General features: G+C 41.8%; 8 protein-coding genes and 1 pseudogene. 8 read left to right on the top strand and 1 reads right to left on the bottom strand.

Annotation, left to right across the window (positions count from 1 at the left end; genetic code table 11):
- The first annotated feature begins 1 nt into the window (after position 1).
- Positions 2-3,010 (top strand): SMC family ATPase, encoded by a 3,009-nt coding sequence (locus tag WKT03_RS07710; RefSeq protein ID WP_340391416.1) that lies wholly within the window; start codon positions 2-4, stop codon positions 3,008-3,010.
- A 69-nt stretch (positions 3,011-3,079) separates the two neighbouring features.
- Here WKT03_RS07710 and WKT03_RS07705 read toward each other — a convergent pair whose 3' ends face one another.
- A complete protein-coding gene (locus WKT03_RS07705; RefSeq protein WP_117807334.1) occupies positions 3,080-4,264 on the bottom strand; it encodes a DUF4317 domain-containing protein in 1,185 nt (394 codons plus the stop codon).
- A gap of 561 nt (positions 4,265-4,825) precedes the next feature.
- Between WKT03_RS07705 and WKT03_RS07700 the strand changes: the two genes are divergently transcribed.
- The 7 genes and pseudogenes from WKT03_RS07700 to WKT03_RS07670 all read left to right on the top strand — a co-directional run bounded on the left by WKT03_RS07700 (position 4,826) and on the right by WKT03_RS07670 (position 13,475).
- Positions 4,826-5,515: a response regulator transcription factor gene (locus WKT03_RS07700; RefSeq protein WP_117785483.1), complete on the top strand. Its 690-nt coding sequence runs from the start codon at positions 4,826-4,828 to the stop codon at positions 5,513-5,515.
- 38 nt (positions 5,516-5,553) lie between these two features.
- The gene (locus WKT03_RS07695; RefSeq protein WP_340391413.1) at positions 5,554-8,265 is read left to right on the top strand and encodes a sensor histidine kinase; all 2,712 of its coding nucleotides are present in this window, start codon (positions 5,554-5,556) and stop codon (positions 8,263-8,265) included.
- 167 nt (positions 8,266-8,432) lie between these two features.
- Positions 8,433-8,699, top strand: a pseudogene (locus tag WKT03_RS07690) (transcriptional repressor); the annotation flags it as partial.
- Between the two features lie 520 nt (positions 8,700-9,219).
- Complete coding sequence (gene mraZ / locus WKT03_RS07685) at positions 9,220-9,666, top strand: division/cell wall cluster transcriptional repressor MraZ (RefSeq protein WP_021944496.1); 447 nt, start codon at positions 9,220-9,222, stop codon at positions 9,664-9,666.
- A 17-nt stretch (positions 9,667-9,683) separates the two neighbouring features.
- Positions 9,684-10,628 (top strand): 16S rRNA (cytosine(1402)-N(4))-methyltransferase RsmH, encoded by a 945-nt coding sequence (gene rsmH, locus WKT03_RS07680; protein WP_117785482.1) that lies wholly within the window; start codon positions 9,684-9,686, stop codon positions 10,626-10,628.
- Positions 10,629-10,643: 15 nt separating this feature from the next.
- The gene (locus WKT03_RS07675; RefSeq protein WP_340391411.1) at positions 10,644-11,210 is read left to right on the top strand and encodes a hypothetical protein; all 567 of its coding nucleotides are present in this window, start codon (positions 10,644-10,646) and stop codon (positions 11,208-11,210) included.
- Between the two features lie 108 nt (positions 11,211-11,318).
- Entirely contained in the window at positions 11,319-13,475 is a 2,157-nt protein-coding gene (locus WKT03_RS07670; protein WP_340391410.1) for a peptidoglycan D,D-transpeptidase FtsI family protein, read from the top strand.
- Positions 13,476-13,532 lie beyond the last annotated feature (57 nt).

Raw genomic sequence — 13,532 nt, 5'->3', positions numbered from 1 at the left:
GATGATGCGGCCACTGGTACTTACAATGGAAGCGTTTGGAACGTATATAGAAAAAACGGAGATTGACTTTCGAAAATTTGGGAAACAGGGACTTTTTCTGATATCGGGAGATACCGGATCGGGAAAGACAACGATATTTGACGGAATCATGTATGCCCTTTACGGAGAGACCAGCGCAGGAAGCGGGAAGAATAACACCGGACGAAACGGTGAAATGCTCCGAAGTGATTTTGCAGATCCAAAGCAGCTTACCTATGTAGAGCTATTATTTGAAAGCGGTGGTCATGAATATAAGATCTGGCGAAGTCCGGCGTATGAGAGATCGGGATACAAATCCATGAAGCAGGCAGAAGTGCGCTGGATGGAGGATGGACAGGAGACAGAGCTGAAAGCGGCAGATATTGATGGTAAGCGGACAGCAGGGGTGATCGGCAGGGTAAGAGAGGTGCTGGGACTTACGGCCGATCAGTTCCGACAGGTTGCGATGATCGCACAGGGAGATTTTAAGAAGCTGTTAGTTGCGGATACGAAGACCCGAAGCGATATCTTTAAGACGATATTTGATACGAAGATTTATGAATATATCCAGAACAGGATCGCACAGGACTGTAAAGAGGCAGAGGGGGTCTATACAGAGCTTGTTGCAAAGGTAGATCGTACAATAGAGGGAGTAGAGCTGCCGGATGAAACGGAGCTTTATAAAACAGGACTTCAGGATCTGCCGGAGCATCTGGAAAACCGTCATCTGGCATTTGATGATATTCTGGAAGAGCTGCACAGTCTGAATCAGATCGAAGAAAAGCAGGCGGAAGATCTGCATCATCAGATTGAGAGTTATACACAGACCAATAACCAATATGACAACTGGTATACAGCAATCGAGAAAAATAAGAGAATCATCGGTCAGACCTATGATGGCTATGTGGCACATCTCGATGCATACAGACAGGTGAAGCAGGAATTTGTCAGTGCAGAAGCACAGAATCATAGTATGGAAGCACAGTCTACAGAACCGCTTATGCTGAGACAGGCGGAGCTTCAGAAACAGGCAGATTCTTTTGTGCGGTTAAATGAGATGGAGAAAGAACTGCTGCTTGTGGAGCAGGTATGCCATCAGGCAGGAAAGAAAAGACAGGATATTCTTGAAACAAAGAAGAAACTTCAGAAGCAGACCGAGGAGCTGGAACAGATCGTGAATCCGGGTGACACTTCACAGGTGAAGCTTGAGAAGGTTCAGACAGAAAAGAAACAGATTGCAGAACGTATGCAGCGGTTACAGGAGCTTGAAAAAGAATGTCAGGAGATTGATCATCTGGAAATTAAGAAACAGCAGATGGTGGTTGATAATCGGAGTGCATTTGAGAAGCGGAATCAGGCAAATGCGAATTACGAGGAAGCTATCAGAAATCGGAATGATCAGATCTGTGGAGAACTGGCAGCGAACCTACAGGAGGGAACACCGTGTCCGGTCTGTGGAAGTAAGACACATCCGGAAAAGGCACATTGTGACGGAGCTGTTGTAACAGAAGAAATGGTAAAGAAGCTCCGGGCTGCATTTGATCAGGCGGATGCTTCATTCAGACGAAAAGAAAATGAGCTTGGAAGCCTGAATGGTCGTCTGGAAGAAAAACGGAATCAGACAACAGCAGCGGTTATGGAGATGGCAGCCTTTACTATACCGGATCAGACGGTACAGGCTGATGTTCTGATAGATGAGGTCAGAAAACTGCATGTGATCTGGGAGAAAAGGACAGAGAAAACAGAAGCCAGACTGCGGACACTTGAGAAAGAGCACAGAAGTTATCAAGAACATAAAAGGCAGCTTGGCGAGCTTCGTTTGCAGATAAAAGAACTGGAAGAAACGGAAGTGCGGGTAACAGAGGAATATCAGGAGGCAGACCGGAGTTACACGGCAAAGCAGGCAGCCGCGGCACAGATGCGACAGGAGATCCGGGGGGATGAGTCGGATATCCTGAAGCAACTGCAACAGGTGAGAAATGAGATTGCCGAGGTGAACCGGAAGAAGACAGAGGCAAGAGATACTTATAATAAACTTGCAAAGGAACTCTCTGCACTGGAAACAAATCTGAAACGTGATGCAGAAGATCAGAATATGCAATACAGACAGGAATGGCAGTTGGAGAAAGATGTTCTTTCTGCACTTGAAACGGACAGCGGAGAAATGAACACATCTGTAAATGACGAAAGTGTGATACAGAAGCTTCCTGACAGCAATCAAGAAAATGATTTTGCAGATGAACAGGAACTGGAAAAGCAGGCAGGCGGCTACGGAGAATGCTATACACATTTCTGTACGGCATCAACGGTTCTGCTTGAACAGATATCCGGGCAGATAGAACGCACGATCCGGAAGAAAAACAGTGTTGCCATCAGGCATGATGCGATCGCGGAACGATTGGCTAAGAATAAGGCAGCATACAGCAAATTAAAGAAGGATTATGGAGCATATCTGAATATCTATAAGAGATACAGTAAGCTTCAGGATCTTTCACAGGCTGCACTTGGTAATTATAAGCTGGAAACCTATATACAGGAGGTCTATTTTGACCGCATTATAGACAGTGCGAATCACAGACTGCGCCAGATCGTATGCAACCAGTTTGAGCTGAAACGCGGACAGAAGACTGCAGGAAACAGAGGGCTTGATCTGTTCGTGCTGGATCATCGGACAGGAAAAGAAAGAGATGTCAAAACACTGTCCGGCGGGGAAGCATTTGTAGCATCTCTGTCTATGGCACTTGGACTTGCCGATATTGTATCTGCAAATGCGGCAGGTGTAAGAATTGATACATTATTTATCGATGAAGGCTTTGGCTCTCTGGATTCTGATATTCTGGAGCAGGCATTAAATGTACTGGCTGAGTTGTCCGAGTCCGATCATCTGGTTGGTATCATATCTCATGTGGAAGAGCTGAAGCATCGTATCGACCGCCAGATCCTGGTTACTAAGGATCATCAGGGCGGCAGTCATGTGGAGATACAGGTGTAAAAAAATATACCCCACTGATCATAGGAAGATATCTGCTTACAGGCATTTGTATGATCAGTGGGGCATTTTTTAATATTTTACAGGAATTCCGTTTACAGATACTTCATCTGTGATCTCGATTACGATACATTTCCGTCCATCGATCTCACGGGTCTCTACGAGATCGGCGCGGTCAGGATTGACCTTGATCACAACCTCCGGAGTCTTTACCTCAAATGATTTTGTACTGGCGATATTATTTGCATAGAGCTGTACTTTTCCCGGAGCCGGTGCAGGAAGAGTCTCCTCGGAACCTTCGGCAACCGGACGCTGGTTCACGGAAGCAGCAGCGGCGCGATCAAAGTTTGCATCAAAGGTCTGCAGTTTTTCTTCGGATACTCCCGAGGTTTCCAGAAGATTCTTTAATGAATTCCTGGATAAGGTCAGTGGTTCCGGACTATCCTTTTGTTCCTCGATCATTTCATTTAGATTCTCATGGATATTCCGGATCACTTCATAATCACAGTCCATTCCGAGTGTATCGGTGATGATCGTCTGGAACGCCTCTTTCTGATTACCGGCAGTTACAGGCATTCCCGTTCCGAGAATATAGCGGATAAATTCTTCATGGATTTCCTCCGGCTTCTTCGTATAGTAGAGGACATTATGGATATCGGCTGTCCGGTCGATAAATGCAGGGAACAGGAAACCGATATCAGGAACATCCACGATCCAGTCACGGATACGGTTGTGGAAGGTGTTCTCCGAATCAAAATAACTAAGTCCTGCCTTTGACAGATTAACATGGCAGATACAGCACATGATGTATTCGTAGATCTCATCCGAGGCATCATCCATTGTCAGTCCGTCTGTGGTCTTTCCGGGTACGTCATATGTATCATGGATCAGCAGGATCAGATAGTTTCCGGTATAGTCATAATTCTCGATTACCTTATCATAGAACTGGTCAATCAGTTCATCATCCTCTAATTTGCTGTTGCGCAGCTTTAACAGAAATTCCTGCGTACCGCCGTCAAATTCCGAATCTGTGGGAAACGGCATCGTGATCAGATTCTTTCCGATCGAGCCGGACAAGTTCTTCTTAAAAATCTCAAAATATTTAAAAGCTTCCTCCTCCGGCAGAGAGAGAAACGCTTCCTTCATTGTCGCAATTTTACGTCTGTCACCATCCACATAGCAGCCACAGATCTTATCGATCGAACAGGTAGCCTGTGCAAACTGATGCCGGATTTCCAGAACCTCTTTCTTTGTCATATGTATCAAACTCCTTTATAAAAACTTTAATAGTGCATTATGTGTTTTATGCATTCTATGCATTTGAAAAATCTTAAATAAGCCTAATAAGTGTATCACCTAAAAAAAACAAAGACAAGAATTGACATCTATAACTTTTAATATTTTACATGGTTAACAATGATATTTAGATTTGTAAAAACAAATGTGTAATAATTATATTGCCATACCAATATACAGATAGAAGTGTGGAATGATATATTTCATGTAGCAAACCTATCCGAGTGCCGGTACTTAAGTTGCGTCTTTTGCAACTTTATGTACCGCTGCATCGAGGATAGAACGAGAGTGATTTGCGAAATGAAGATATATCATTCCACACTTCTATCGTCCCCACATCTTAATAAATCTTAAGGATATCCCAAATTGTATCTTAATGGTAGAAAGCCTTACAATGATACCGTCAAAGAAAGATATGGAAAATATCAGCGGTTTGCTGTATCCTAAAAAGGAATGCGTGGTGCGCACACGTACCCGATAAGATACAGACAACGATCATATTTTCGGACGAGGAGAAAAGAAATGTATAATATACTAATTTGCGATGATGAGAAAGATATCGTATCAGCTTTAAAGATTTACCTGAAAACATCCGGTTATAATATTTATGAAGCTTACAACGGAAAAGAAGCGTTAGAGCAGATCAAAGAGCATGACATCCATTTGGTGTTAATGGATATCATGATGCCGGAGATGGATGGGATCACAGCGATGTTAAAGATCCGCGAGGAGACGAATCTGCCGGTTATCCTTCTGACCGCAAAGAGTGAAGATACAGATAAGATCCTTGGACTGGAAGTGGGTGCAGATGATTACATTACCAAGCCGTTTAATCCGGTAGAGGTGATCGCCAGAGTGAAATCGCAGCTTCGAAGATATATGCAGCTTGGAAGCGGACAGATCAAGAAAGATGCGATCGTGATCGGGGGAATTGAGTTGAATGATAATTCCAAGCAGGTTACGGTCGATGGCGAACTGGTCAGTCTGACACCGACAGAATATGATATTTTAAGACTTCTGATGGAACATCCGGGACAGGTATTTTCACCGAGAGATATTTACAAGGAAGTCTGGAAAGAAACACCGCTCGGAGCCGAAGGTTCGGTAGCTGTCCATATCCGTCATTTGCGTGAAAAGATAGAGATCAATCCCGGAGAACCAAGATATATCAAGGTGATCTGGGGCAGAGGTTATAAGATGGAATATCAGTAAACCTCTATACAGTCTGACAGGAATGGAGAATGCGAAACATGAATAAGTTAAAAAATAACAATCCTTTTAAATTACTGATTTATACGTTATTTTTTATCACCTGTAGCGTTGGATTTATATTGGGTTATGTACTGCTTGATATGTATGAAGCCGGAATATTTCAGGGCAGATCGGAATCGGAGCTGCGGGCAGAACTGGAAGCGGATTATCAGAGCGAGATGTTGACTACCTGTGTGAATCGTGGTGCCGAGTATATTAGAAATACTCTGGATATCAGTTACAGTGATGATGAATGGGGAGACTATGAATACGATCCCGATGCTTTGCAGAAAAAGGATATGAATCATGATAATGTTGTCGATGCAAGTGATTTTCTGATGCTGTTGTCGGAAAAGGAAAATGCATTTGATAAATATGATCGTACCTATAAAGAGGATTTGGAGAAAATATATGGATATGCGAAAACAGATCTGTATGTGAGTGTTGGTGATGATTGGGATTCTTCAAAAACGGGTGAATCAAATTCCATTATGCTGGCGCAGACAGATAATCTGCCGGAAAAAGCATTAGTATATGGAGTTTTAGGAGAGAAAGCAGTTGTCAGTACGACGACCGGTATTCCTACAGGAAAGATTCTGAGATATGATACCTATAAGGAAGCACAGAGTATCGGTGTGGAAAAAGAAGGAAACAATTATAATTATGTTAACCTGCGTATGCCGGATGAAGCAGCTCTTTCCAGGTCAGAGGTGTCTGATGATTATGGAATTGATCTGAGTGATCTGGAGGGAAATACCACAGATACGGAAGCAGAGACGGAAGCCGAAACCAAGAATTCAGGAATATCGGAAGAGTCTGCAACATCAGAAGATTCAACAACAATGGAGGAGGAAATAGAGAGTTCCGGTTCATACAATACGCCGGAGGGAGTAACGATTTCTTATAATAGAAATCAGATAGCGATCACAGCAAACGGAACGACAAAGCAGTACGAGTATTATGCGGAGGATGATATGTATTATCCGATCATAAAAGATGGATATACCGTAATCGTTGGCAATTATGCAGGAGACGATATTACGATATATGCTTCCGGTAATTTATATATCGACGGCACATCTGACGTTTCTTCACGTATGAATAAGAGCCTACAGGCGATCAGCAAGGCTGCTTCGGGAAAGAACAGAATCCTGCTCTTCTTTGGACTTGATTTTGTTTTGTGTATCATATTCATGATCACAAGTATGGTATTATCCGGTAAAGACGGTGTTGTAAGAAAAACAGAAAAGGTTCCGGTTGAAATTATATTGACTGGAATAGTCGTTTTGATAAGTCTGTTGATTGCTTTTGCACAGAATATCAGTTATTCCTTATCATATGCTTATTATAGTTACAGCGGTACAGACCGGCTTCATTATTTTATTGATAGCAATATTACAGGACATGATATTGAGACTATTGTATGTCTGATCGGTTTGGGTTGTATCTGTACGGTCGGACTTTTACTGATCAACAATCTGATCGCAAGAGTCAAACAGTCGAATCTGCTTAATACATCATGGATTGTCAGACTGGGTCGCAAACTATTTGGAAAATCGGGAAAGATAACCGCATTTTTCCGGTATGTATTCAGCAAGGTTCCATTTATAATAAAAGCGTTCCTTTTGTATATCGTAATTACGATCGTTGAAATTATAGTAGCATTGCTTGTTTTTAATGCTGTATATATAAATGAAGCTGGATTTATTGTATTAATGCTGTTGAAGATCATCTGTGCAATTGCCTATATGGCATTTGTCTGTATGATGCAGGAGCTTTTCCAGGGTGGTGACAAGCTTGCAAAGGGCGAGTATGGTCATAAGGTAAATACAAGATTCATGTTTGGAAAGTTCAAAGAACATGGCGAGAATCTGAATCATATCAATGAAGGTGTCCAGCTTGCGGTAGATGACCGGATGAAAAGTGAACGGATGAAGACGGAGCTTATCACGAATGTATCGCATGATATCAAGACACCGCTTACTTCTATTATTAACTATGTCGATCTGCTTCAGAAGGAGGATATTGAAAAAGAACCTGAGGCTTCTTATATAGAAGTAATAGCAAGGCAGTCAGCAAGGTTAAAAAAACTGATCGTGGATCTTGTGGATGCTTCTAAGGCATCGACCGGAAATGTAAAGGTAGAGCTTGTAAACATGGATGCGAATATGATCGCAGAACAGGCATCCGGTGAATATATTGACAAATTGATGCAGAAGAATATCACGCTGGTAACGAATCTCGCAAAGGATCGTGCAGGGATCGAAGCAGATGGCAGACACCTCTGGAGAGTATTTGATAATCTGTTAAATAATGCATTCAAATATACAATGCCGGGGACTCGGTTATATGTAAATACTTATATAACCGATGAAGATGGATCGGTGATCCGTGATCTTAAAAAGAGTATCAAAGAGCCTGCAAAGGTATGCATAGAGTTCAAGAACATATCAGAAGCACCCCTGAATATTTCAAGTGATGAACTGATGGAACGCTTTGTAAGAGGTGACAGTTCCAGAAATACAGAGGGAAGCGGACTCGGTTTATCCATTACAAGAAGCCTGTGTCAGCTTCAACATGCGGATTTTAACATCGTGATCGATGGAGATCTGTTTAAGGCTGTGATTACATTTGCATACTGTAAAGAACCACAGGAAGATCAGGATGTGGATCAGACAGAAGCTGCAGAAGCCATGGATATTGAACAGTAGTCACCGGGATTTGAAAAAAACAGTTATTTGTTCACAAAATATATAAATAATTATTGACAACTAACGAATGTTAGAATATACTAACCAACATAAGAACGTAGTAGTTATATTTATTGATATAAAAATGGAGGAATAAAATGATTGTTCAGGAAATCCGTAATGACAATGTGTTTGGTTATGTAAGATATCAGGGAGAACCAAACCGGAAGGATGCAGTGATCGAGAAGCTTAGAAAACAGGGATTTCGCATTACAAAACAGAGATGCATTCTGTTAGATATTATTCTGGATGAAGACTGTTCTTCTTGTAAGGAAATATATTACAAGGCTGTCAAGAGAGATGACAGTATAGGAATCGCAACGGTATACAGGATGGTGAACACACTGGAAGACATCGGTGTGATCAGCAGAAAGAATATGTACAAAGTTGCGTGTTTCTAAAAATGGGATCATCCTCCACCGGAACGTACACTCAGGTGTAAAAACACATACAAACATACAAATGGGACATCCACAATGGTGTGGATGTCCTTTTTATATGGTAAAGATAAAATTAAGGGGTACGTTGCTTGTTTTTTTAAAAAGTCTGGAATTTCAGAATGGTATGGCGCTGTATATAAACAACATCGACGTTTGTGTAGTTTCGTTTATGAGACTTGCACTAGCTGTCAGCACCAAGCCCTTGTTTGAACCCATAAGGGTGAGTTAGGGCGACTGCTGACAAATCGGCGTGCGAGTCGAATAGAAACGCAGCAGGTCGTGTGTTTATATACAGTGCCATACCATCTTGAAGTTCCAGACATTACATGAAAAATTAAGGCAGCTACAAATGTGAATTTTTCATATTTGTGGTTGCTTTTTTTAGTTAAGTAGTATAGAATTACCCTATAAGTGGAGTGAAGTGGTGGATTAGTGCCACAAAGTGGAGGAAATGAGTCGAAAGAAGGTGGAATAAGTGTCCAAGTGTTTAACAGGTGAATATGAACACAGATTAGATACCAAAGGGCGACTTATCATGCCATCCAAGCTTAGAGAGGAACTCGGCTGCACCTTCATGATCACAAAAGGTCTGGACAATTGTCTGTACGTTTATCCAAATGATGAATGGCAGCAGTTTGCGGACAAGTTGAACCAGCTTCCGATGACGAATAAGAGTGCAAGACAGTTCAAGCGTTTCTTCAACTCAGGAGCAGTAAAGTGCGAAACAGATGCACAAGGACGAGTGATCATTCCACAGACACTTCGTACATTTGCCAACATCGAAAAAGATGTTGTCATCATAGGTAACGGAGAGAAAGCAGAAATCTGGAATAAGGAAGCATGGGACGAGATCAATAATGAAGAATCCCTGAACATGGATGAGATTGCAGACAAGCTGGATGAACTGGATTTCAGAATATAAGGACAGAAGTGGTAGTTATGGAATTTAAACATACATCGGTTTTACTGGATGAAACCATTGAAAATCTGAATATCAGACCGGATGGTGTTTATATGGATGGAACTCTTGGAGGAGCCGGACATTCGAAAGAGATAGCCAAAAGACTTGGACCGGATGGACATCTGATCGGTATTGATCAGGATGGTGAGGCGATTATAACAGCAAAAGAACGACTGGCGGAGTACGGTGACCGCATTACAGTCGTAAGAGATAACTATCAGAATTTTAAAAGCATACTAGACGAGCTAAATATACTTCAAGTGGACGGGATATTGCTGGATCTTGGCGTATCTTCATATCAACTCGACAATGCGGATAGAGGATTCACATATCGGGTTGATGCGCCCCTTGATATGCGGATGGACGACCGCCAGACAAAGACTGCAAAGGATATCGTAAATGGATATACCGAGCAGGAACTCTTTCATATACTCAAAGAATATGGCGAAGAACGATTTGCAAAAAGTATTGCATACCATATTGTGAAGTATCGTGAGAAAAAAGAGATTGAAACAACAGAAGAATTAAACGATATCATCCGTGGATCAATTCCTGCAAAAGTACGAAATGCACAGGGACATCCATCCAAGCAGACATTTCAGGCAATTCGTATTGAATTAAATCATGAGCTTGAAGTACTAACGAATTCCATTGATGGAATGATTGACTGTTTGAAACCAGGCGGAAGATTATGTATCATCACATTCCATTCGTTAGAAGACAGAATCGTAAAAAATGCATTTCGTAAAAATGAAAATCCGTGTATCTGCCCACCGAATTTTCCGGTGTGCACATGCGGAAGAAAATCAAAAGGAAAAGTGATAACAAGAAAACCAATTCTTCCAACAGAAGAAGAAATGGAAGCAAATTCAAGATCCAAGAGCGCAAAACTCCGGGTATTTGAAAAAGGTATGAATATATAAAAGGGGTGTTTTAAAATGTCAGAAAGACGGAATCACTACTACATAGATGGAAGTACAGTCCGGAAGCTGGATTATTCAGCAGAACCGGTCAGAAGAGAATATGAACCGGCAAGAAGAACAGAGATGCCGGCAGAACGCCCTGCCAGAAGAAGACAGGAGAAACAGACAGCAACACCTGCAAGAAAGCAGATGCCACAGAGAAAGAAACAGGTAAGAACCAAACAGGTGCCGGCTGTCAGACAGAGAGACAGAAGATGGGTCGATGAATTAAGACATGGATTATTCTTATCATTTGCTGTAATATGTGCAGTAGGCTTGTGCTTTGTAATGCTGAAATTAATGGCAGATGTAAAAGAAGGAAAAAATGAAGTTAGTACACTGCAGAGCCAGTTGAATGAACAGTTAAATGTAAATGCAGAATACAGTTCAGGACTTGACAGCATGACAGATCTGGATGAAATATATAAGATTGCAACAACTGAGCTTGGTATGGTATATTCGAAGCCGGGACAGACTGTGTACTATCCACAGAACAGTGACGATTATGTTATACAGTACAAAAATGTTCCTGAGACCAAATAAGTCTCAGGAAATTTTGCGTTATACCCGAACCTGTTAAGATACAGAATATAAAAATAAAATCAAAGGTGGAAAAATATGTCGACAAAAGCAAAGAATTTTCTTAGGAGAATGAAACAGAGACTGGTTATAATATTTGGTATCGCATTACTCTTTTTTGTTGTGCTTATCGGACGTGTGATCTATATCAGCCTTGCAAAAGGACAGGAGTATCAGGAAGAGGTACTGGATCAGAAGACCTACGACAGTCTGGATATTCCGTTTGAACGGGGAGACATTGTGGATCGAAATGGAAATATTCTTGCCACCAGTGAGAAAGTGTACAATCTGATTTTGGAGCCCAAAAATATCCTGCGTACGGATAAGGGGAAAGAGGCAACAAAGGCAGCGCTGATCAAATATTTTGGAATGGAAGATGCAAAGTTCGATGAATGTATGCAGAACACAGATTCCTTTTATAAGGTAGCCATGAAAGGGCTTGAATATGCAGATGTAAAAGCATTTCAGGAATATTGCGATACAAGAGATGGTGCAGATGTCGTTGGTGTACGGTTTGAGGAGGAATACAAAAGAAAATATCCCAATGGCAGCCTTGCCTGTCACCTGCTTGGATATACCGTAAGCGGAAATGTCGGACAGGGTGGAATCGAAGGCTATTATAACAGTTACCTGAATGGTGTAAATGGAAAGACATATGGATATCTGACAAATGATAATACCGTAGAATCCGTTACAGTACCTGCACAGAATGGTTATACTGTAGTGTCTACGATCGATCTGAATATCCAGAAGATCATTGAAGATAATATAAAAGAATATATGCAGACGACCGGTGCAAAGAAGATCGGTGTTATCGCAATGGATCCGGATACGGCAGAGATCCTTGGCATGAGTACCTCTTATGGATATGATCCGAACGAACCGATGAATACGGATGCACTTCGTAATATGGAGGTTACCGTTACAGAAAGTACGGAAGAACCATCAACAGAAGAAGACAGCAGCGAGAAAGGTTCTTCTGAAGATACGATAGAAGCAACAACCGAGGAACAGAAAGACCCGGAAAAGATCAAATATGATTTTTCATCTATGACAGATGATGAATTCCAGAAAGCAATTGATGGTCTGACAAGTGATCAGACGTATGAAGCATTAGATGCTGTATGGAGAAATTATTGCATTAGTGATATCTTGGAGCCAGGTTCTACATTTAAGCCTTTTACGATTGCAGGAGCCCTTGAGGACGGAGTTGTGAAAGACGGCGATACATTCTTCTGTAAAGGCTATGAGATCGTTGCAGAGGGAACATCTCCGATCTATTGTCATAACCGAAGTGGTGATGGCACGCTTACATTAAAGCAGGCACTAGAGCAGTCCTGTAATGTCGCTTTGATGCAGATCGCAAAATCAGAAGGAAGAGAAACATTTTCCAAATATCAGGATATATTTAATTTTGGTAATCAGACCGGAATTGATCTTTCCGGGGAGGGAAGCGGTCTGGTGTATGATGAAGAAGGACTGAATCCGGTCGAGCTTGCAACTTCATCCTTTGGACAGGGTATTAATGTAACAATGATCCAGATGGCAGCAGCGTTCTGTTCACTGATCAATGGAGGAAATTATTATACGCCTCACACCGTCAGACAGATTTTAGATGAAAATGGAAGTATTATAGAGAATAATGAACCGGAACTTGTCCGCAAGACGATTTCAAAGACAACTTCAGATCTGATGAAGCAGTATATGGCAGGTGTTGTTACAGAAGGTACCGGTTCCAGAGCAGCCGTTGATGGATATACGATCGGCGGTAAGACAGGTACAGCAGAAAAGATTCCTAGAAATCAGGGCAATTATGTATTATCCTTTATCGGTTTCTCACCGGTAGAGAATCCACAGATCATGCTGTATGTTGCAGTTGACGAACCAAATGTAGAAAGTCAGTCTACATCCGGTGCCGGAGCACTGTTATTCCATGCGATCATGGAAGATCTGCTCCCATATATGAATGTATATCAGAGCAGTGATGAAGATGTAACGTATAATGGGAAAGATGAGCCGATCAGCTCTCCATTTGAAGGCAATGTAGAAGACTCAACAGGCGAGGAAACAACAGAAGCAGGAAGCACTGCAGAGGGAGATACAACAGCGGAAGATACCGGTTCAGAGAATGTAACCTCTGAGGGAACAACAGAAGCAGTATCTGAAAATGGCACTTCAGAAGAAACAACCTCCGAAGAAACAACAGAAGCCAAAGTTCAGGATGAATAAACAAGGGAATATCTGGCAGACTGACAGAAAAGGCATATTTGTCCGGAAAAAGTAATA

The organism is Coprococcus sp. HCN-4056, from assembly GCF_037892645.1.
GTDB lineage: Bacteria > Bacillota > Clostridia > Lachnospirales > Lachnospiraceae > Coprococcus > Coprococcus ammoniilyticus.
The sequence above is the reverse complement of the archived record's forward strand: the minus strand, read 5'-3'. Positions and strand labels throughout refer to the sequence as shown.

Bases quoted from the DNA above. Each gene is read 5' to 3' on its own strand.
- WKT03_RS07710 (WP_340391416.1), top strand. From the start codon at position 2: ATGATGCGGCCACTGGTACTTACAATGGAAGCGTTTGGAACGTATATA.
- WKT03_RS07705 (WP_117807334.1), bottom strand. From the start codon at position 4,264: ATGACAAAGAAAGAGGTTCTGGAAATCCGGCATCAGTTTGCACAGGCT.
- WKT03_RS07700 (WP_117785483.1), top strand. From the start codon at position 4,826: ATGTATAATATACTAATTTGCGATGATGAGAAAGATATCGTATCAGCT.
- WKT03_RS07695 (WP_340391413.1), top strand. From the start codon at position 5,554: ATGAATAAGTTAAAAAATAACAATCCTTTTAAATTACTGATTTATACG.
- rsmH (WP_117785482.1), top strand. From the start codon at position 9,684: ATGGAATTTAAACATACATCGGTTTTACTGGATGAAACCATTGAAAAT.
- WKT03_RS07675 (WP_340391411.1), top strand. From the start codon at position 10,644: ATGTCAGAAAGACGGAATCACTACTACATAGATGGAAGTACAGTCCGG.
- WKT03_RS07670 (WP_340391410.1), top strand. From the start codon at position 11,319: ATGAAACAGAGACTGGTTATAATATTTGGTATCGCATTACTCTTTTTT.